This is a genomic window from Mycobacterium kiyosense (assembly GCA_021654635.1).
Lineage (GTDB): Bacteria > Actinomycetota > Actinomycetes > Mycobacteriales > Mycobacteriaceae > Mycobacterium > Mycobacterium kiyosense.
On sequence record AP025179.1, the window covers coordinates 532,452 to 553,626 of the forward strand.

14 protein-coding genes and 1 pseudogene are annotated in these 21,175 nt (G+C 68.8%); 9 read left to right on the top strand and 6 right to left on the bottom strand.

What is annotated here, in order from left to right:
• Window positions 1-8: 8 nt before the first annotated feature.
• A complete protein-coding gene (locus tag L6444_RS02510; protein ID WP_236980212.1) occupies window positions 9-1,385 on the bottom strand; it encodes an NADP-dependent succinic semialdehyde dehydrogenase in 1,377 nt (458 codons plus the stop codon).
• 80 nt (window positions 1,386-1,465) lie between these two features.
• On the opposite strand from L6444_RS02510, the gene L6444_RS02515 reads away from it, so the two are divergent.
• The 5 genes and pseudogenes from L6444_RS02515 (at window position 1,466) to L6444_RS02535 (ending at window position 8,182) form a co-directional block, all read left to right on the top strand.
• On the top strand, window positions 1,466-3,109 hold the full coding sequence (locus L6444_RS02515; protein WP_236980213.1) for an acetolactate synthase large subunit: 1,644 nt from the start codon (window positions 1,466-1,468) through the stop codon (window positions 3,107-3,109).
• Window positions 3,110-3,215: 106 nt separating this feature from the next.
• Window positions 3,216-4,579, top strand: a pseudogene (locus L6444_RS02520) (HNH endonuclease signature motif containing protein).
• 175 nt (window positions 4,580-4,754) lie between these two features.
• Window positions 4,755-6,023, top strand: coding sequence for a PE-PPE domain-containing protein (locus L6444_RS02525; RefSeq protein ID WP_236980215.1), 1,269 nt, complete (start codon window positions 4,755-4,757; stop codon window positions 6,021-6,023).
• A 20-nt stretch (window positions 6,024-6,043) separates the two neighbouring features.
• On the top strand, window positions 6,044-6,928 hold the full coding sequence (locus tag L6444_RS02530; protein WP_236980217.1) for a LysR family transcriptional regulator: 885 nt from the start codon (window positions 6,044-6,046) through the stop codon (window positions 6,926-6,928).
• A gap of 99 nt (window positions 6,929-7,027) precedes the next feature.
• Window positions 7,028-8,182 carry an NAD-dependent formate dehydrogenase gene (locus tag L6444_RS02535; protein WP_236980219.1) on the top strand — a complete coding sequence of 385 codons (1,155 nt, stop codon included), beginning with the start codon at window positions 7,028-7,030 and terminating at the stop codon, window positions 8,180-8,182.
• Window positions 8,183-8,193: 11 nt separating this feature from the next.
• On the opposite strand, the gene L6444_RS02540 is transcribed toward L6444_RS02535, so the two are convergent.
• Genes L6444_RS02540 through L6444_RS02550 form a run of 3 tightly spaced genes read right to left on the bottom strand, consistent with a single transcriptional unit; the run spans window position 8,194 to window position 14,033 of the window.
• On the bottom strand, window positions 8,194-9,621 hold the full coding sequence (locus tag L6444_RS02540) for a lipase maturation factor family protein (protein ID WP_236980221.1): 1,428 nt from the start codon (window positions 9,619-9,621) through the stop codon (window positions 8,194-8,196).
• A gap of 7 nt (window positions 9,622-9,628) precedes the next feature.
• Window positions 9,629-13,807: an alpha-(1->3)-arabinofuranosyltransferase gene (locus L6444_RS02545; RefSeq protein WP_236980224.1), complete on the bottom strand. Its 4,179-nt coding sequence runs from the start codon at window positions 13,805-13,807 to the stop codon at window positions 9,629-9,631.
• 55 nt (window positions 13,808-13,862) lie between these two features.
• The gene (locus L6444_RS02550) at window positions 13,863-14,033 is read right to left on the bottom strand and encodes a DUF2613 domain-containing protein (protein ID WP_236984604.1); all 171 of its coding nucleotides are present in this window, start codon (window positions 14,031-14,033) and stop codon (window positions 13,863-13,865) included.
• A gap of 246 nt (window positions 14,034-14,279) precedes the next feature.
• Between L6444_RS02550 and L6444_RS02555 the strand changes: the two genes are divergently transcribed.
• From L6444_RS02555 to L6444_RS02565, 3 genes are read left to right on the top strand one after another with little or no spacing between them, the layout of a single operon-like run.
• Complete coding sequence (locus L6444_RS02555; RefSeq protein WP_236980226.1) at window positions 14,280-15,482, top strand: glycoside hydrolase family 3 N-terminal domain-containing protein; 1,203 nt, start codon at window positions 14,280-14,282, stop codon at window positions 15,480-15,482.
• Window positions 15,483-15,523: 41 nt separating this feature from the next.
• The gene (locus tag L6444_RS02560; RefSeq protein ID WP_236980228.1) at window positions 15,524-16,150 is read left to right on the top strand and encodes a TetR/AcrR family transcriptional regulator; all 627 of its coding nucleotides are present in this window, start codon (window positions 15,524-15,526) and stop codon (window positions 16,148-16,150) included.
• Window positions 16,151-16,154: 4 nt separating this feature from the next.
• Window positions 16,155-17,405, top strand: coding sequence for a chloride channel protein (locus tag L6444_RS02565; RefSeq protein ID WP_236980230.1), 1,251 nt, complete (start codon window positions 16,155-16,157; stop codon window positions 17,403-17,405).
• Between the two features lie 25 nt (window positions 17,406-17,430).
• Here L6444_RS02565 and L6444_RS02570 read toward each other — a convergent pair whose 3' ends face one another.
• Both L6444_RS02570 and L6444_RS02575 read right to left on the bottom strand, forming a co-directional pair.
• The gene (locus tag L6444_RS02570) at window positions 17,431-18,285 is read right to left on the bottom strand and encodes a MaoC/PaaZ C-terminal domain-containing protein (RefSeq protein ID WP_236980232.1); all 855 of its coding nucleotides are present in this window, start codon (window positions 18,283-18,285) and stop codon (window positions 17,431-17,433) included.
• Window positions 18,286-18,349: 64 nt separating this feature from the next.
• Window positions 18,350-19,714, bottom strand: coding sequence for a 3-oxoacyl-ACP reductase (locus L6444_RS02575; RefSeq protein WP_236980234.1), 1,365 nt, complete (start codon window positions 19,712-19,714; stop codon window positions 18,350-18,352).
• Window positions 19,715-19,837: 123 nt separating this feature from the next.
• Between L6444_RS02575 and L6444_RS02580 the strand changes: the two genes are divergently transcribed.
• The gene (locus L6444_RS02580) at window positions 19,838-21,151 is read left to right on the top strand and encodes an acetyl-CoA C-acetyltransferase (protein WP_236980236.1); all 1,314 of its coding nucleotides are present in this window, start codon (window positions 19,838-19,840) and stop codon (window positions 21,149-21,151) included.
• The last annotated feature ends 24 nt before the right edge of the window (window positions 21,152-21,175 follow it).

Below are 21,175 nucleotides of genomic sequence, written 5' to 3' on the forward strand. Positions count from 1 at the left end.
GCGGGCCGTCAGCCCACCCACACCGTCTTGGCGTTGCAGAACGCCTTGATGCCCAAGCCGGCCAGTTCGCGTCCGTAGCCCGATCGCTTGACGCCGCCGAACCCGAGTTCGGGATAGGACACCGTCATGCCGTTGATGAACACCTGACCGGCTTCGATGTCGTCGATGAAGCGCTCCTGCTCGGCTTCGTCCTGCGTCCACGCGTTGGAGCCCAACCCGAAGCTGGTGGCGTTGGCGATCTCGATGGCCTCGTCGATGTCGGAAACCCGGTACATGGAGGCGACTGGCCCGAACACTTCCTCGGTGTACAGCGCCATGTCCTTGGTGATGTCGGTGATGACGGTCGGCGGGTAGAACCAGCCCGGCCGGTCGGGGCGCTCGCCGCCGAGGCGAACCTTCGCACCGGCGGCGACGGCGTCGTCGACCTGCTTGGCGATCTCGTCGCGGCCGGACTCGGTGGCCAGCGGGCCCACGTCGGTGTCCGGGTCGGTCGGATCGCCGACCTTCAATGCCTGCATCTGCTCGACGAACTTGTCCACGAACTCGTCGTAGATGTCGGTGTGCACGATGAATCTCTTTGCCGCGATGCAGGATTGGCCGTTGTTCTGCACGCGGGCCTTGACTGCGGTCTTGACCGCGTCGTCCAGCGGCGCCGACGGCATCACGATGAACGGGTCGCTGCCGCCGAGTTCGAGCACGGTCGGCTTGATCTCGTCACCGCAGATGGCGGCGACGGCTTGCCCGGCCGGCTCGCTGCCGGTCAGGGTGGCCGCCGCGACGCGCGGGTCCCGCAGGATGCGCTCGACGGCGCTCGAGGAGACGAGCAGCGTCTGGAAACACCCGTCCGGGAATCCGCCGCGGGCGATCACGTCGGACAGATACAACGCCGACTGCGGCACGTTGGAGGCGTGCTTGAGGATGCCGACGTTGCCCGCCATCAGGGCCGGCGCGGCGAACCGCACGGCCTGCCACAGCGGAAAGTTCCACGGCATCACGGCCAGCACTACGCCTAGCGGCTGGTAGCGCACGTAGGCCCGCTTCGCGCCGACCTTCGACGCCTCGGCGGGCTCGTCGGCCAGCAGCTTCTCGGCGTTCTCGGCGTAGTAACGAAAACCCTTGGCGCACTTGAGCGCTTCGGCTTTGGCCGACGCCAGCGTCTTACCCATCTCCAGGGTCATCATGGCCGCGACTTCGTCGGCTTCTTTCTCCAGCAGGTCGGCGGTCGCGTTTGCCCATTCGGCGCGCTGGGCATAGGTGGTCGAATGGCGGTAGTCGAGAAAGCGCTCGTGCGCGCGGGCGATGGCGGCGTCCACTTCGTCGTCGGTGGCCGCGGTGAAGGTTTCGACGGTCTCGCCGGTGGCCGGGTTGATGGTGGCGATGGGCACGCGGGCCCTCCTTCGTTCGGTGGGTTCTCGGAACGTCCACCATCTAGCCTGCCACTATTCTCAGCACCGGGAGGTGGCGGATGAGCACAGCGGCCCAACTGATCGTCAAGTGCCTGGAAAACGAGGGCGTGGAGGTCGTCTTCGGGATTCCGGGGGAGGAGAACATCCGCTTCGTCCAAGCGCTGGCGGCCTCCGACATCCGTTACGTACTCACCCGGCACGAGCAGGCCGCGGCGTTCATGGCCGAGATGTACGGCCGGGTCACCGGGCGTGCCGGAGTGGTGTCGGCGACCCTCGGGCCGGGCGCCATCAACATGCAGCTCGGCGTGGCCGACGCCACCACCAACAGCACCCCGGTGGTCGCGATCTCGGCGCAGGTGGGGCAGGACCGCGAGTTCAAGGAATCCCACCAGTACGTCGACCTGGTGTCGATGTTCGCCCCGATCACCCGTTGGTCGGCGCCGATCCCCACTCCGCACGCCATTCCCGAGATGGTCCGCAAGGCGTTCAAGGTCGCCGAGACCGAGCGCCCGGCCGCGGTGTACCTGGCCGTACCGGAACACATCGACGAGGACGACTCCGATTACGAGCTGAAGCCCTTGCCCCGCAACGTCGTTCGCGCCGATGCGCCGGCCGCCAGGCAGGTGGCCCGCGCGGTCGACATCCTGCGCGAGGCGAAGCGCCCGGTGGTGTTGGCCGGCCACGGCGCCGCCCGCAGCGACGCCACCGCGGCGCTGGTCCGGTTCGCCGAGAAGCTCGGCGTCAAGGTGGCCAACAGTTTTCACGGCAAGGGCGTGATGCCCGACGACCACCCCAACAGCATCGGCACCCTGGGCTTCATGCGGCACGACTACGTCAACTTCGGCTTCGACAACGCCGACGTGGTCATCGCGGTCGGCTACGAGTTGCAGGAGTTCGACCCGGTCCGGATCAACCCGCAGGCCGACAAGAAGATCATCCACATCCACCGCTTCCCGGCCGAGGTCGACGCGCACTACTCGGTGGAGGTCGGCATCATCGGCGACATCAGCGACTCACTCGACGCGGTTGCCGACGCTCTCGAGGGCCACAGTTTCGCCGACGCCGACGTCCCGGGGTCAGGCTTGCTGGCCGAGGAATTCGAGCGGGGACAGAAGGATTCGCGTTTCCCGCTGGCGCCGCAGCGGGTGGTCGCCGACACGCGGGCGGCGCTGGGGCGCTCCGATGTGGTGCTGGTCGACACCGGGGCCACCAAGATGTGGATGGCCCGGCTGTACCCGACGTACGAGCGCAATACCTGTCTGATCTCAAATGGTTTGTCCACTATGGGTTTTGCGCTTCCCGGCGCGTTGGGTGTCAAGCTGGCCAGGCCGCAGGCCAAGGTCCTGGCCGTGGTCGGCGACGGCGCTTTCCTGATGAACTCCCAGGAGATCGAGACCGCGGTCCGGGAGAAGATCCCGCTGGTGGTACTGGTCTGGGAGGACGGCGGATACGGGTTGATCGAGTGGAAGATGGACCTCGAACTCGGCGATCACTACTACGTGAAGTTCGGCAACCCGGACATCGTGAGTTACGCGGAAAGCTTCGGCGCCAAGGGATATCGAATCGGCAACGCCGACGAGTTGTTGCCGACGCTGCGGACGGCGCTGGACGACGACGGGGTGTCGCTGATCGCGTGCCCGGTGGACTATTCGGAGAACCTGCGGTTGACCGACCGGCTCGGGGAGCTGGACGAGACGCTGTAGATCTCTGTGCGCAGGACCCCGGCGGCTTTGTGCACAGTTGGGAGTTTGTCCACAGGGTCGCGCTCGGGGGCGGTGTCGTGTCGTACCCCGGCGATATCATTCGAACATGCTTGCGAACACGCGTGCGGAGATCGTCGAGGTTCTCGACGCGTGCGATGCGGCGGTCGAGCGGTTGTGCGAGTTGCGGTTTGAGGTGCTGAGCACCCCGGAGCGGATGGCGATCCTGGAGCGCTTGGAGACGGTGGTGCGGCGGCTGCCGGTGCCGCAGCATCAGTTGTTGAATCAGCTCGCCGCGGTGAGCAAGGAGGAGTTGGGTGACACCCTGCGTAACGCGCTGGCCGATCGGCTGCGGATCACGACTTCGGAGGCTGGCCGGCGGATCGGCGACGCCGCCGATCTCGGTGAACGGCATGGTTTGACGGGGGAGCCGTTGGCGCCGCGGTTGGAGGCCACCGCCGCCGCCCAACGCCAGGGCCGTATCGGTAGCGGCCACGTGAACGAGATCCGCGACTTCGTCAAACACTTACCGACGGAAGTGGATGCCGGTGCCCGCGAGCAGGCCGAAGCCGACCTGGCCGGCCAAGCCGCCGCCATGCGCCCCGACCAACTCAAGGACTACGCCCTCACGCTGCTGGCCTACCTGCACCCCGACGGGGAATTCTCCGACGACGAACGCGCCCGCAAGCGCGGCCTGAGTCTGGGCAAACAAGACCCCGACGGCATGTCCAAACTCACCGGCTGGATCACCCCGCCCTGCGCGCCGCCCTGGAAGCCGCCTGGGCCAAACTGGCCGCCCCCGGCATCGCCAACCCCGAGGACCACCTGCCCCACATCGACGAGGGCGAGCCGGACCCCGAAGCGGTCCGCCGCGACACCCGCGGTACCGCTCAGCGTCAGCATGATGGGCTGCACGCCGGGCTGATGGCGCTACTGGCCTCCGGGGACCTCGGGCAGCACCACGGGCTGCCCGTCACCATCGTGGTCACCACCACCCTGGCCGAACTGGAAGCCGGCACCGGCACAGCCCGCACCGGCGGCGGCAGTCTAGTGCCGATGTCCGATGTGATCCGCTGGTCGGGCGCCGCGCACCCCTACCTCGCCCTGTTCGACGGCGCCACACCCCTGGCGCTGTATCACACCAAGCGGCTGGCCAACCGCGCCCAACGCCTGATGCTGTATGCGCGGGATCGCGGCTGCACCCGACCCGGCTGCACCGCTGCGGCGTATCACACCGAGGTCCATCACCTCACCGCCTGGCACACCTGCCTGAGCACCCACATCACCAACCTCGCCCTGGCCTGCGGCATCCACAACCGCCTCGCCGAACACGGCTGGACCACCCGCACCAACCACCGCGGCCTCATCGAATGGCTACCCCCGGCACACCACGACCGGGGCCAACCACGCGTCAACACGATCCACCACCCCGAACGACTCTTCGCCCCCGACGAAGACAACGACGATCCCTAGGTAGGCAAGGACTTGGGTGACGCCTCGGAGGCCACGAATCCGAGGGGTGCATTGGCATGCGTCGGGCCTCCGGTGTGAGCAACACCAGATCCGCTGCGCAACGCGACTGGGCCGCGGTACCCTCTCGGCGATCGCCCGCGTCGGCGTCCCACTGTCGGTCATCGAGGAGGCGGCTTTGTCCCAGGTCGTGGCGGTACCGGACCTGGTGGCGACCGCCGCAGCCGAGTTGGCCGCGACCGGATCGGCGATCGATTCCGCCGGCGCGTCCGCCGCCAAAGCCACCACCTCGCTCTTGACCGCGGCCGCCGACGAGGTGTCGACCGGGGTGGCGGCGTTCTTCGACACGTACGGCCAGCAGTACCAGGCCGCCAGCGCGCAGGTGGCGCAGTTCCATCAGCGGTTCGTGCAGAACCTGGCGTCGGCCGCGACCGCCTACCTGAGCACCGAAATCGGCAGCGCGACAAGCATGCTGGGCGGCGACACCATGACCGGCGCGGCGGCAGCGACCAGGATCACCGTCCCCGGCGCCGGCCCGCTCTACATACCGGATGTCCTGCTGCGGCTGCCCTACCTGGGACAGGTGCTCCTTCAGGGCGGCATTCCCGGACCGGCTTCGGTGTCCCTGCTGCAGGGCTACATCCTGCAGAACACAGCCATCGGGCAGAACTGGTTCTCCGACAGCATCGCCCAAGTGGTCAACTATCCGGCGAGTATGGGCCTGTTGAGCGGCAACTTGTGGGCCCCCTCCGTCAACGATGCCGTCGCCGTCGGGCAGCGGCTGCTGAACGACCAGATCGCCACCGCGGTCGCCGCCTCAGGCGGGTCCCCGGTGCAGATCGCGGGGCTGTCCGAGGGAACGCTCGTCGTCAACCGCGAGTTGGCGTACCTGGCGACCTCGCCGACCGCACCGCCGCCGAGCGCCCTGCAGTTCGCGATGTTCTCCAGCCCCGAAGTCGGCGGCCTGGCCAGCACCTACCTCCCGAATGGCATCACCGTGCCGCTGCTCGGTTACACGTCGCAGAGCCTGGCGAACACGCAGTACAACGTCAGCGTGGTCTTCGGCCAGTACGACGGGTGGAGCAACCCGCCCGACCGGCCCTGGAATCTGCCGGCGGTGGTGAATTCGATGTTCGGCATCCTGTATCAGCACAACCCGGCGGCGCTGACCTCGCTGTCGAACGCGGTCACGTTGTCCAGCGTCACCACTGCGGCGGGCGGCACGGTCACCACGTACATGATCCCCGCACCCACCCTGCCGATGTTGTTGCCGCTGGCGCAGATCGGTGTGCCGCAGCCCATCGTCGGAGGTCTCAACTCCTTGCTCAAGCCGATCGTCGACGCCGGCTACTCGTCACTGACGCCCACTGCCGGGCCGTACTTCTCCCACGGATCGTTGATCGGTTTGCCCACCGCCGCGGACGTGCTGGGCGACCTGCTGACGTGACGAGCGTGGTCGAATGAACCATGCTGTTGCGTCAGCTCGAGTATTTCGTCGCGCTCGCCCAGGAGCGGCACTTCGCGCGGGCCGCGGCCGCCTGCTTCGTGTCGCAGCCGGCTTTGTCGGAGTCGATCCGCAAGCTCGAACAGGAGCTGAAGGTTCCGCTGGTGCGCCGCGGGCAGAAGTTCGAAGGTCTCACCCCCGAAGGTGATCGGCTGGTGCCCTGGGCCAGGCGCATCCTGGCCGATCGCGACGCCCTGAAGCAGGAGGTCGCGGCTCTTCAGACCGGTCTGACCGGAGAGCTGCGGATCGGCGTGGTCCCGGCCGCCTCCACCACGGTCGCCCTGCTCACCGATCCGTTCTGCAGCGCACATCCGCTGGTACGCGTGCAGCTCGAGATGAATCTGCGGTCCGCCCAGATCGTCGAACGCATCCGCCGTTTCGAACTCGACGCCGGTGTCCTTTACCCCGATCAGCAGGACACCGCCGACCTGGTGGTCACCCCGCTGTACGAGGAGACGCCGGTGCTGATCGCCAGCGCCGAGCTGCTGCCCGTCAAAGCCGACGTCATCACCTGGTCGGACGCGGCAACCCTGCCGCTATGCCTGCTGACCCGCGGCATGCGCGGCCGCCGGCTCATCGATGACGCGCTGGCCAGTCAAAACCTAGTGGTGACACCGCAATTGGAAACCGACTCGCTGGCGGCGCTGCTCGCGCACGTGGGCACCGGCCGGTGGGCCAGCATCGTCCCGCAGCCCTGGCTGCGCAGCCTGCGTCCGGCCGCCGACATCAGCGTGCTGCGATTGGAGCAGCCGGCCGTCACCGCATCGATCGCACTCGTCACCAGCAAGGCGGAGCCCGGTTCGGTGCTCGCCCGCGCGTTGGTGCAGATCGCGGCCAACGTGCGATAGGCGCTGCCTATCAGCTGTTCGGAACTGTGTCTTGGACATCGGAGCCGGAGCACGGCGAAACTGAAACCGGTTCTGATACAGCAGGTTAGGAGATCTCCGGTGGCCAAGTGTGTGATGGTGCTATATCCCGATCCCGTCGACGGATACCCACCGCGCTATGCCCGCGACGCCATCCCGGCCATTCACAGCTACCCCGGCGGAAGCACCGTGCCGACCCCGTCGCAAATCGAGTTCACCCCTGGTGAACTACTCGGCTGCGTCTCGGGTGGACTGGGGCTGCGCGAGTTCTTTGAAGCCGCCGGTCACGAGCTGGTGGTGACCTCGGACAAGGAAGGTCCCGACTCGGAGTTCGAACGCGAACTGCCGGACGCCGACATCGTTATCTCCCAGCCGTTTTGGCCGGCGTACCTGACGGCTGAGCGAATCGCCAAGGCGCCCAACCTGAAACTGGCGCTCACCGCCGGAATCGGCTCGGATCACGTGGATCTCGACCTGGCCAAGGAGCGCGGGATCACCGTCGCCGAAGTGACCTACAGCAACAGCATCAGCGTCGCCGAGCATACGGTGCTGCAGATCCTGGCGCTGGTGCGCAACTTCGTCCCCTCGCACCGCTTTGCCGTCGACGGCGGCTGGAACATCGCCGACTGCGTACAACGCGCCTACGACCTGGAAGGCATGGACGTCGGAATCATCGCCGCCGGGCGGATCGGCCGTGCCGTCCTGCGCCGGCTCGCCCCGTTCGACGTCAATCTGCACTACACCGACACCCGCCGGCTGCCGCCCGAGGTCGAGACGGAGCTGAACGTCACCTTCCACCCCGACGTGCAGTCCCTGGTCGGGTCGGTCGACGTGGTGTCGGTGCACTCGCCGCTCTACGCGGACACCCGCGCGATGTTCGACGAGAAACTGCTGGCCTCGATGCGCCGTGGCTCCTACCTCGTCAACACGGCGCGTGCCGAAGAGACTGTCCCGGAAGCGATCGCGGCGGCGCTCCGCAGCGGCCGGCTCGCTGGCTACGCGGGCGACGTGTGGTTCCCGCAGCCGCCGCCCGCCGACCACCCGTGGCGGACCATGCCGAACAACGCGATGACGCCGCACGTGTCGGGCACTACGCTGTCGGCTCAGGCGCGCTACGCCGCGGGCACCCGCGAGATCCTGGAGTGCTGGTTCGGCAGCCGGCCCATCCGGCCCGAGTACCTGATCGTGGACGGCGGGAAGCTCGCCGGTACCGGAGCGTTGTCGTACCAGAAGTGAACCCACACCAGCTAGCGAGGCAGCGATCTCGGCGGCGCATAGCTCCCGATCAGCGTGCGATGCCACCACGCCCGGTCGCGCCGCAGCTCGGTCGGCGTGGTGAACCGGTACTGGTACAGTTGGGCCCGCACGAAATGCGGCGGCGTATCCGGGAAAGGATTGTGCCGCAACAGTTTCAGCGTATCGGCGTCGTTGCGCAGCAGCCGGGTCAGCAACGGCGTCAGCCACGCCAGCGCGTAACCCGGCGAGATCGCGGCGAACCACATCAGCCAATCCAGCCGCAGATGGTACGGCGCGAATTGCCGCGGCAGCCGCCGCACCGAGCCGGGTTTGCCCTTGAATTCGTACTCCCGCCATACGGTTTGGTCGCCAACCGAGGTGTCCGCGGTGCCCTCGACGACCACTTCGTACCGGGTACGGCTGATGCTGCCGAAAGCGCCGTAGGTATTGCACAGATGGAACGCATTGAACGACGCGTTCATTCGCTGCCGCGACGACAGCATGTTGCGGGCCGGCCAGTAGCTCAGCACCAGCATCGCTGCAGCGAGAGCGATCACCAGAACCGCGAACCACGGCGGGGTAGCCGGAAACTCCGGCGTATTGGCCGCCAGTCCCAACCTGGCGAACGTCGACTGGTCGATGGCGCTGAACGCCAGCAGGATGGTCAACCAGTTCAGCCAGGCGAAGTTCCCCGACAGCACCAGCCACAACTGGGTGACGACGATGACCGCCGCGGCCATCCCGGCCACCGGCTGCGGGGCGAACAACCCGAACGGCACCACCAGTTGTGCGAAATGGTTGCCTGCCACCTCGATTCGGTGCAGCGGCTTGGGCAGGTGATGGAAGAACCAGCTCAGCGGTCCCGGCATGGGCTGGGTTTCGTGGTGGTAGTACAGGCAGGTCAGGTCGCGCCAGCAGCGGTCTCCGCGCATCTTGATCAACCCGGCGCCGAACTCGACCCGGAACAGCAGCCAGCGCGCCAGCCACAACGTCAGCACCGGCGGCGCCACCCGTCCACCGCCCAGGAAGACCAGCAAAAATCCGGCTTCCAAAAGCAGTGACTCCCAGCCGAACCCGTACCAGGTCTGGCCCACGTTGACGATCGAGAGGTACAGCACCCACAGCGTCAGCCAGACCAGCATCCCGGCCCACACCGGCACTAACCCCGTCGACCCGGCCGCCACCGCCGCCGCCAGGGCCGCGCCGAACCAGCAGACCGATGCGAAAAACCGGTCGGAATACCGGAACTGGAAGATGCTGGGCGCTTGCCAGAACGATCGCCCGGCCAGATATGCCGGTACCGGCAGCAGGCCGCGCGCCCCGAGCAGCGGCCGGAACTGACGCGCTGCCGCCACGAACGCGATCGCGTAGATCACCGCCACACCGCGCTGCAGGACCAGGCTGCCCAGCCAGTAATCGGGCGCCGAGAACCACGTCATGGCACAACTATTCCTCGTCGTGTTCCCCGTTGCATCCACCATCCTGCGCGGAATCTCCGAATACCACCACCGATGCGGCCAGCACCGCCAGCGAAAGCAGCGCCAGCAGTTGGACATTCGCCCAGTGGCCGGCGTACCCGTGCTCGGAGCGCCAGGGGTGGCGCGACAGCAGCGCCCCAGCCGCGATCAGACCGCCCGCACTCAGCGCCACCATCAGACGCCTGGCTGAACCGAAACGGCGCCGTAATCCCAACACCGCCGCGAAGACCACTGCACCGGCAGCGCCGGAGATCAGCGCGCCGGCTCCCAGCAGCGGTACCACCGCCCAGGGGCCCGGCGCCCACGGAGCCGCGGCGGGGCCGTCGTCCGGGACGCCGCGGCGTCGCCAGAACGCCAGCAACGCCAGCAGCGGCAGTAACGCCAGCCCGAACGCCAGCCCGGCCCGGTATACGGCGTTGGCGGCGAAGGTCAGCGTGATGGTGCCCGGATCGCCGGCGGGCACCAACCAGCCCTGCTGCCACCCGTTCACCGCGATCGGCGTCAGCCGGGTCCCGTTGCTGGTCCGGGCCACCCAGCCGGGGTTGATGCTCTCCGGGATCACCAGCACCCGTGCGGCCGCCGACGCCGGGGCCCGCACTTCGCGCCGGGCCGGACCCCAGGACCCGATTACCGCCGATGTCGTTGCAGCACTTGGCAATTCAGTGCCAGCAGACAGCTGTGCGCCGTCCACCACGAACGCCGGCCCCGGGCTGATCAACAACTCCTGCTGCCCGGGCGGCAGTGCGATCGGATCGGCCTGGCACGGCTGGGCGGCCACCGCCGACCCGTCCAGCAGCGCGCCGACCGTGGTCCGGATCGCGGTGTGCACGAATCGGCCCGCCACCGCGATCACCGGGCCGTGTTCGCAGTCGACGACAATCTCGCGGGCACGGTTGCGCGACGCGTCGGCGGGCGCGATCGGGCTGCCGTCGGCGCCCAGCGCGACGACCTCGGCCAGCCCGGGCGCCTTGAGCTGGTCGAAACCCAGCGCGTTGCGGTCGATGACGTCCTCCCAGTCCAGCAGGCTCACCGTCACCGTGTCGGTGACCCGCGGCTGCAGCGAAAGCGTCTGTCCCCCAACGTCAGTCGTCAACGGTCGTACCTGCGGACCGTCACCCAGGTCGACGGCCACCAGTTTCGGGTGAGCCGGCAACGTGGAACGACTGGCCGTCAGCCGCAACCCGGCCACCTCGGTGGCCCGCGGTAGCGTCAGCGTCAGCGTGGGCGGGCTCTTGTGCTGAACCACTCGCTGCGGCGCAGTCCACGACGTGGCCGGGTCGCCGTCGGTGGCCGCGTACGCCGAGCCCTCGACCTCCACCAGGTCGGAATCGCCACGCGCCCGGGCGGTGTCCGGTTCGGCGATCAGGTCGGCCAGCTTCGGTCCCTGGCGTGGCCGCACCCATACGGTCGGCAGCACCGGTAACGGGGCGGGCACCGTCAGGGTGCGGCTCAGGTTCACCGGCTCTTCGGGGGCCAGCGCCATCGACGCCGCGCAGCGCATGTCGTCGGGACCTGGTGCACAGCCCGGCCTGCCCAGCAGCTCGGCGCCCAGATCCCAACCCGCGACCGCTGCTCCCGGCGGTGGGCCGGGCACCAGCACGGTGTGCCGCAACGCAACCGGGTGCGCGAAACCGGAGGCGTCGTACTGCGTGATCGCCAGGTCGGTGATACCGAACTGCACGCCGGGCGAGCCGTCGTCGGTGGCGGCCGCGGTGATGCGTACCCACGGTGTCTCGCCGAACGGCAACGCGGCGCTCAACGGTTTGCCGGCCTCGTCGAACCGCAACGTGGTGCTGCCGTTGGCGGTTTCCACCACGATGCGGCGGACCTGCGCGCCGACGGCCGTCGCGCTGGGTGTCAGGGTGAGGACGGCGTTGGTCACCGGATGGTCGAAATCCACCCGCAGCCATTGCCCGACCGCAGCCTGCAGCGAGTTGGACACCCACGCGGTGGCCGGGTCGCCGTCGATCGCGGCGGCCGGCGAGGTCGCGGGCGCGACGTCGGGCAGCGCGGTGGCATCCGACGACGAACTGGAGGCCGTGACGCGGCCGCCGGTCCAGCCGCCGTAGACCGTCTGGGCCCCGGGGACGGGATAGTCGGGAACCCGGTTGTAGGTGTGCCGGGCGTCGCCGGGCGCCCGGATCGCCGACGAGTGCAGATCGACTCGGCCGTAGTCGGTTTCCCGGGCCAACGGGGTGTCGGTGACCGTGACCAGCGGGGATTGCAGCCCGGCGGCCTGAGCGTCGGCGTTCATCAGCACCGGCCCCAGCGGCGGGCGGCCCAGCAGCCGTCGTCGCTCGTCCAGACGCAACAGCGCTTCGGGGCCGCCGGTCACCCGTGCCATCCGGTCGGTCTCGGCGAAGTAGGGGCCCACCGCCGCGCCGCCGGCGCCGCCAACGGCATTGACCCGGTAGATCTGCACCGCGGGATACCGCGGCCGCAACCCGCTGTCGTTGACGAACCCGGCCAGTGTGCCGGGGCCCACCGGCCGGCCGAACTCGGCTACCTTGTCCAACCCGGGCGATCCCGCGACCGCGCGGTGCACCAGGATGGGCCGCGCCGACCGGGACGACTCCGGATCCAGGTCGTTGCGCACCACCACGTACGAAATGCCTTGCCGGGCAAGGGTATCGGCCAGACCCGCGGACGGGCGGCCGGCGGCGAACAGGCGCTGCACCGAATCCAGCGCCCGAATTGTCTGCGGCGGGTTCAGCGGGATCGAGTCCCGGACCCCCCACGGTGCGGCACCCAGCACCTGCAGCGGCTCGTCGTGGCTGGTGCCCCACACCTGGGTGGCGAACGGTGCACCCGGCGCCACCAGCACCCGGCCGCTCTGGTGCTCGGTGAGCCAGTCGGCTGCCTGCTGCCAGTAGTCGGGTATCGCGGTGAACGTGCCGGGCGGGGTCAGCCGGCCCGACCAGGCCAGTGACGTGCTCACCAGCAGTGCGGTCAGCGCCACCACTCCGACCGCCACCCGCCGGTCGCGCTCGGGGTGCGCGAAGGCGGCCAGCCACACCGGCCGCGGGGCACTGCCGGGCAGGGGAATGCCGCCCAGCAGCTGGGCCAGTCCCAGCGCCAGCGGGATGCGCACCAGCGGATCCAGCTTGTGTACGTTGCGCAGCGGCGTGCCGCCCGCATCCAGGAACGCCTGCACCTGGTGGGCGATCGGCGAGCCCAGGCCGCCGCTGTAGCCGATGGCCAGCAACACCACCCCGGCCAGCAGCATGCTCACCAGCCGGCCCCGGGCCGGCATCGCCGCGCCGGCCAGCCCGGCCAGCCCGGCCGCCGCGACCAGGCAGGTACCCAGGACCGCGACCGAGCCGGTGACCAGCGGCGCCCCCGCCGTCGCGGTCGGGGCCACGAACGGCGTCCAGCTGTGGGTGCCGCGCAGCACTTCCACCAGCGAGGACCACTGGGTGGTCACCCCGGAGGACTCGATGAAGTCCAGGAACGGCGGGCTCACCCCGCGTAGCTGGCTCAGTGCCACCGCCCACCACAGCACCGCCAAGGCGGTGGCCAGCAGCAACCACCCGCTGTACCGCCACCATCGGCGGTTGGGCCGGTGACAGGCCAGCCAGATCAGCGCGGGCAGACACCCGGCGGCCGTCGCGATCGCGTTCACCGCGCCCATCAGCGCCACCGCCAGCCCGGCCTGGCCGGCCAGCACCCGCACCGAACGCGCGGAACCGCCCCGCAGCGCCAGGATCGTCGGCAACAGCACCCACGGCGCCAGCATCATCGGCAGCGTCTCCGACGAGATGGACCCCAGCGTGGTCAGCACCCGCGGCGACAACGCGAACGCGGCCGCACCCAGCACCCGCGACCCCGGGCTGCCGATCCGCAGCGCCTCGGCGACGCGCAACAGCCCCCAGAAACCGGCGGTCAACAGCAGCGCCCACCACAGCCGCTGGGTCATCCACCCGGGCACGCCGAGCAGGTGGCCGACCAGGAAGAAGCTGCCGTGCGGGAACAGGTAGCCGTAGGCCTGGTTCTGCGACTGGCCGAACGGCAGCTCGCTGTTCCATAGGTTGGCCGCACGCGCCAGGAACCGCAGCGGGTTCGCGGTGAGGTCGAGTTTGGTGTCGGGGGAGACCTGTCCGGGAGCCTGGGCGAAGGTCAAGGCCAGTGCGGCCGCCCCGACGAGCATCAGCCAGCGACGTGAAAGAGCCTCGTGAGAAGTGGAGGCGCCGACCGCCGACCGGCTAGCTGCGGTTGCCGTATTCGACCCGGTTGAGCACCGACGACCCCGGATCGCCCCCGGGCAATGGCGGCTTCGTGTCCTGCTGGATCATCAGGGTCACTCCGAAGACCGCGGCCATCCCCAGCAACATACCGACCACCCCGTACGCCCCGACCGGCGCCAGGATCCGCAGGGCCGAAGTGCTGCGTGCCCCGACTATCGTCGCCGCACCCAGCAGCAGACCCACGCAGACCAGGATGATCCAGATGGTCGGGGACATCGACTTGCTCCTTGGGGTCGCAGAGCTACTCGGCACTGATGGGGGATCGAGAGCAACCTAGCCGCAAACCTAGCAGAAGGGCGGCCGGCCGCGATTCGTCCCGCGGGGCCCGCCGCCCCCCGAACCGGGCGGTGCCGCGACCCGTGACAGCATGTCCGGATGGCATTTTCCCGCCCCCTGGCCGTCGGGCTGGCCTTCTTGGTCACCCTATCGATGCTGGTCGCGGCCTGTGGTCACGGCGGCAAGCGACCCGGGTCCTCGTCGAAGACCTCCCCGCCCAGCTCGTCGGCCGCGCCCTCGCCGTCGACGCCGGCCGCCGCGCCCGGCCCACGGGTGTGCGCCGATCCTAAAGACGTGCCCGCCAAGATCCCGAACCTGCGGGACAAGCTGGCCCAGTTGCTGATGGTCGGAGTGCGCGACGCCGCCGACGCCCGGGCCGTGGTCACCGAGTCCCACGTCGGCGGCATCCTGATCGGCAGTGACACCGACCTGTCCATGCTGCCGGACGGGTTGCGCGACATCGCGAACGCGGCGACACCGCTGCCGTTGGCGGTCGGGGTCGACGAGGAGGGCGGCCGGGTGTCGCGGTTGCGCACGCTGCTGGGCGGCCGTGGGCCGACGGCCCGGAAGATGGGCCAGACGATGTCCACGCAGCAGGTGCACGACCTGGCGCTGGACCGCGGCCGCAAGATGAAGGACCTCGGCATCACCGTCGATTTCGCCCCGGTGGTCGACGTCACCGACGCGCCCGACGAAACCGTGATCGGCGACCGCTCGTTCGGTTCGGATCCGGCCGTGGTGGCCGCGTACGCCGGCGCGTACGCCCAGGGCCTGCGCGAGGCCGGGTTGTTGCCGGTGCTCAAGCATTTCCCCGGTCACGGCCACGGCTCGGGCGACTCGCACACCGGTGAGGTCACCACGCCTCCGCTGAGCGAACTGGTCGGCACCGACCTGGTGCCCTACCGGACGTTGCTGAACCAGAGCCCGGTCGCGGTGATGATCGGACATATGGAGGTGCCCGGCCTTACCGCGGGCGCCCCGGCCAGCCTGAGCGCGCCGGCGGTGACCTTGCTGCGCGTCGGCGAGGGGTACGGCGGGCCCGCGTTCGACGGTCCGATCTTCAGCGACGACCTGTCCAGCATGGCCGCCATCTCCGACCGGTTCGGCGTCACCGAGGCGGTGCTGAAGACGCTGCAGGCCGGACTCGACATCGCATTGTGGGTCACCACCAAAGAGGTGCCCGCCGTGCTGGATCGGCTGGAGCAGGCGGTCAACGCCAACGAATTGCCCGCCGCGACGGTCGACGCCGCACTGGTGCGGGTGGCGGCGATGAAGCGCGTCACGCCGACCTGCGGCGGGTGACTGGCCTAAAGTCGGATCGAGCGGTGAGAGAGGCGTAACCAATGGCAGGTGGTACCAAGCGATTACCGCGTGCTGTTCGCGAGCAGCAGATGCTCGACGCCGCCGTGCAGATGTTCTCGCTGAACGGCTACCACGAGACCTCGATGGACGCCATCGCGGCCGAGGCGCAGATCTCCAAGCCGATGCTCTACCTGTATTACGGCTCCAAGGAAGACTTGTTCGGTGCCTGCTTGAACCGGGAGATGGGCCGGTTCATCGATGGGCTGCGCGCCGACATCGATTTCACCCAAAGTCCGAAAGACTTGCTGCGCAACACTATCAGCGCGTTTCTGCGTTACATCGACGAGAACCGGGCGTCTTGGATCGTGATGTACACCCAGGCCACCAGTTCGCAGGCGTTCGCTCACACGGTGCGGGAGGGGCGCGAGCAGATCATCGAGCTGGTGGCGGGGCTGGTGCGGGCGGGGACCCGCAGTCCTCGTTCGGACACCGAAATCGAGATCATGGCAGTGGCTTTGGTGGGTGCCGGTGAGGCGATCGCAAGCCGGCTCAGCACCGGCGACGTCGACGTCGAGGCCGCCGCGCAGATGATGATCGACCTGTTCTGGGCGGGTCTGCGTGGTGCACCGGCAGACCGGGACGCCGGTCCACACACCGCGACGGGCTAGCCCCGTGCCCCGCCGGAACCTCGACTTCTTCTGCGCGGTAATCATTGTCGGCTTGCTTGCCGGGCTTGCCGGGTTGGCGACGACGATCGTGCTGGAGTCGGTGCAACACCTCATGTACCACTACAGTTTCGGCTCGCTGCTGGACGGCATCACCGGCAGCGGTCCGGCGCGTCGTGTCCTGGCCCCGATGTCCGGCGCCGCGCTGGCCGGCTTGGGGTGGTGGCTGCTGCGGCGGCGCACCGAGGTGCCGCCGCTGGCCGGGACCGTCGCCCGGCACGAACGTATTCCGCGGTTGGCGTGGAGCCTCGATGCGCTGCTCCAGGTGGTGCTGGTCGGCTCCGGAGCATCCCTGGGCCGGGAGGGCGCCCCGCGTCAATTCGCTGCTGTACTGGGCGATTTCGGCACCGGATGGCTCAAGAGGCTGACCCCGGACGATCGGGAGATTCTGCTGGCGTGCGCGGCCGGGGCCGGTTTGGGCGCCGTGTACGCGGTCCCGGCGGCCGGCGCGCTGTTTACGCTGCGAATCCTGCTCAACACCTGGCGGCTGCGGGCGGTGGGCGCGGCGCTGCTCACCTCGAGCCTGGCGGTCGCGGTCGGCTCGCTCGTCACGCACAACCGGCCGGAGCTGGACTGGCCGCGGGCCGACTCGGCTTATCTGCTCAGTGCCCATGCCCTGGCGCTGGCGCCGGTGGCTTTCGCGGTGGGGTGGGCCTTCAGCAAGATCATCGCCGCGGCGCAACCGGCCACGCTCATCCGGTCGTGGGTGTTGATCCCGGGGCTCGCGGCGGCCGGACTGCTGACCGGAGTCTGCTCACACTGGTGGCCGCAGCTGCCCGGCAATGGCAAGAGCATCCTGACGATCAGCCTGGCCAGCGGACTGACCTTGACGTCGGCGGCGGTCCTGCTGGTGCTGAAACCGCTTCTGACGGCGCTGTTTCTGCGAGCCGGGGGCGCCGGCGGCCTGCTCACGCCGTCGTTGGCGACCGGTTCGGCGGCGGGCGCCCTGTTGGTGCTGACGCTGAACGCGGTCGCCGGCACGCACTGGTACGGGCCGGTGAATTCGCTGTGTGGGGCCGCCGGGGTGCTCGCGGTCACGCAGGGTTCACCGGTGTGGGCGGCGATCTTCGTGTGGGAGCTGGCGCACCCGCCGATCCGGATGTTGCTGGCCTTCGCGGTCACCGCGCTCGGGGCGCACGCGATCAAGACATTGGTGCTGGGGCGCAAGCCGCCGCATCCCGACCACCGGTCCGGGTGAGTGCTACACGTCCGCAGGCTGCCGGTTACAGCGGTTCGACGCTGCCCGTCAGGTGCGGGTAGCCCTTCGACAGATTGCGCAACGACAACTTCCAGCCGCGCGAGCCGTCGGAGTCGACCTCGTCGATGTACAACCCGGCGGTAGCCGGCAGCAACACCGGCTTCCCGAACCGCACCGAGTACTGCACCGCGTCCGGGAACCGCGCCTCGATGTTCGCCAATACCGCTGCGGCACTGAACATTCCGTGTGCGATCACGGTCGGGAAACCGAACAGCTTGGCTGCCACCGAGTTGACGTGAATCGGGTTGTGGTCACCGCCCACCGCCGCATAGCGGCGGATCTGCGCGGCGGAGATCTTCAGCACGGTCGGCGGCGGCGGCAGCTTGGGCTGTTTCTGCGGCGGCGGCTTGGGCTCGTCGGACAGGCTGGTGCGCTGCTGGTGCAGGAACGTGGTCACCTGGTGCCAGGCCAGTTCGTTGCCGACACTGACGTCGCTCACCAGATCCACCAACAGTCCCTTGCGGTGCTCGCGCAGGTTCTCCGCATGCACCCGCACACCGACGGTGTCGGTCACCGCGATCGGCCGGTACTGAACGATTTTGTTCTCGGTGTGCACCGATCCCATTGCGGAGAAAGGGAAGTCGAATCCGCTCACCAACGCCATCACCGACGGGAAGGTCAGGGTGAACGGGTAGGTCAGCGGCACGTTGTTGCCGTAGCGCAGCCCGGTGACCGCCGCGTACGCGGCGACGTTGGTGTGGTCCACGGCCAGTTCCTCGACCGTCACCGTGCGTTTCGGCAGCTGGTCGGACCGCGGCAGCACGGGCAACGCCCCGGCCACCGCGCGCAGCATGTTGCGCAATCCGCTTGGCTGACTCATCGCAAATCCTCCTTAATTGTCCGGCTTCTCCTCGGGCCGGTGCGGCCCGCATCGTCGCCGGACACTAGGCGCCGATCATGCCCTGGCCGCAGACCCGAACGACGTTGCCGGTCACCGCGTTCGATGCCGGGCTGGCGAAGTAGGCGATGGTCTCGGCGACGTCCACGGGCTGGCCGCCCTGCAGCAACGAATTGAGCCGGCGGCCGACCTCCCGGGTGGCCAGCGGAATCGCGGCCGTCATCTTGGTCTCGATGAATCCCGGTGCCACCGCGTTGATGGTGATGCCCTTCTCGGCCAGGCTCGGCGCCAGCGCCTGGGTGATGCCGATCATGCCGGCCTTGGTGGTGCCGTAGTTGGTCTGCCCGCGGTTACCGGCGATGCCCGCGATGGACGACAACCCGATCACCCGGCCGCCTTCGCCGATGGTGCCGTTACCCACCAGGCCCTCGGTAAGCCGAAGCGGCGCAAGCAGATTCACGGCGATGACGGCATCCCAGCGGGCGTCGTCCATGTTGGCCAGCAGCTTGTCCCGGGTGATGCCGGCGTTGTTGACCAGAATGTCGGCCTTGCCGCCGTGCTGGTCGCGCAAGTGCTCGGTGATCTTTTCCACCGCGTCGTCGGCGGTCACATCCAGCCACAACGGGGTACCGCCGACCCGGCTGGCGGTTTCGGCCAGCGCATCGGCGGCGGACTCCACGTCGATCGCGACCACCCGGGCGCCGTCGCGGGCGAACACCTCGGCGATGGTCGCTCCGATGCCGCGGGCGGCGCCGGTCACCACCGCCACTTTGCCGTCCAGTGGCTTGTCCCAGTCCGCGGGTGGCGTGGAGTCCTCGGACCCGACGTAGAACACCTGGCCGTCCACGTACGCGGATTTGGCCGACAGTACGAACCGCATGGTCGATTCCAGACCCGTGGCGGCGGGTTTGGCGTCGGGCGCCAGGTAGACCAGGTTCACCGTGGCGCCGTGGCGGACTTCTTTGCCCAGCGAACGGGTGAACCCCTCGAGAGCACGTTGGGCGATCCGTTCCTCGACGCTGGCCGCCGCCTCCGGCGTGGTGCCCACCACCGCGATCCGGGCGCAGTGTTTCAGGTTGCGCAGCAGCGGTGTGAAGAACTTGTGCAGACCCTTCAGCGCGATCGGGGTGGTGATGCCCGTCGCATCGAAGACCAGTCCGCCGAACGAGTCGGCCCAGCGTCCGCCCAGGTTGTTGCCCAGCAGGTCGTAGTCACCGTCCAGGGCCGAGCGCAGTGGCTCGACGACGCGGCCCTCCCCGCCGATCAGCAACGGTCCGGGTAGCGGAGCGTCGCCGACGCTGTACCGGCGCAGCGGCTCGGGCTGCGGCACGCCGAGTTGCTTGGCCAGGAACGATCCGGGGCCGGAGTTGACCACCTGCGAGAACAGATCGGAGGAAACCTTGGTTGCCACTGAGCTTTGCCTTCCGTGGATGGGGACGAACTTACTTGAGAGTAAGAACAGTGGGTAGTATTGCCTGCCGAGGCGGGTACCCCAAAATTAACCCCCGACAAGCGCCGACACACGGAGAGAAAATTGAGCCCTGCAAGTTCCGAGCCGAGACGGCGGGTCGCAGTACTCGGCGGCAACCGCATCCCGTTCGCACGTTCCGATGGCGCCTACGCCGAGGCGTCCAACCAGGACATGTTCACCGCGGCACTCGGCGGCCTGGTCGACCGGTTCAACCTGCGCGGTGAACGGCTGGGCATGGTGGTCGGCGGCGCCGTGCTCAAGCACAGCCGTGATTTCAATCTCATGCGCGAATGCGTGCTGGGTTCCGAGCTGTCGCCCGCCACCCCGGCTTTCGACATTCAGCAGGCTTGTGGCACCGGCCTGCAGGCCGCGATCGTGGCGGCCGACGGTATCGCCGCCGGTCGCTACGACGTGGCCGCCGCCGGCGGGGTGGACACCACCTCCGACCCGCCGATCGGCTTCGGCGACGACCTGCGCCGCACCCTGCTGAGGCTGCGCCGGGCCAAGTCCAATGTGCAGCGGCTCAAGCTGGCCGGCACGCTGCCGGCCAACCTGGGGGTGGAGATCCCGTCGAACAGCGAGCCGCGTACCGGCCTGTCGATGGGCGAGCACGCCGCCATCACCGCCAAGCAGCTGGGCATCAAACGCGTCGACCAGGACGAGCTGGCGGCGGCCAGTCACCGCAACATGGCCGCCGCCTACGACCGCGGCTTCTACGACGATCTGGTGTCGCCTTTCTTGGGTTTGTACCGCGACGACAACCTGCGGCCCGACTCCAGCGCCGAGAAACTGGCCAAGCTGCGCCCGGTGTTCGGCGTCAAGGCCGGCGACGCGACGATGACGGCAGGAAACTCCACCCCGCTGACCGACGGTGCCTCCGTCGCGCTGCTGGCCACCGACGAGTGGGCGGCTGAGCATTCGCTGTCTCCGCTGGCCTACCTGGTGGATGCCGAGACCGCCGCGGTCGACTACGTCAACGGGTACGACGGCCTGCTGATGGCGCCCACTTACGCGGTGCCGCGGCTGCTGGCCCGCAACGGGCTGACCCTGCAGGATTTCGACTTCTACGAGGTCCACGAGGCGTTCGCGTCGGTGGTGCTGGCACACCTGCAGGCCTGGGAGTCCGAGGAGTACTGCAAAGAGCGGCTGGGCCTGGATGCGGCGCTGGGTGCCATCGACCGGTCCAAGCTCAACGTCAACGGGTCCTCGCTGGCCGCTGGGCATCCCTTCGCCGCCACCGGCGGGCGGATCCTGGCGCAGACCGCCAAGCAGCTCGCGGAGAAGAAGAAGGAGCAGGGCGGATCGGGCACGGTGCGTGCGCTGATCTCGGTCTGCGCCGCGGGTGGTCAGGGCGTCGCAGCGATATTGGAAGCCTGACCTGGCGCGCACCTGGCCACCGAG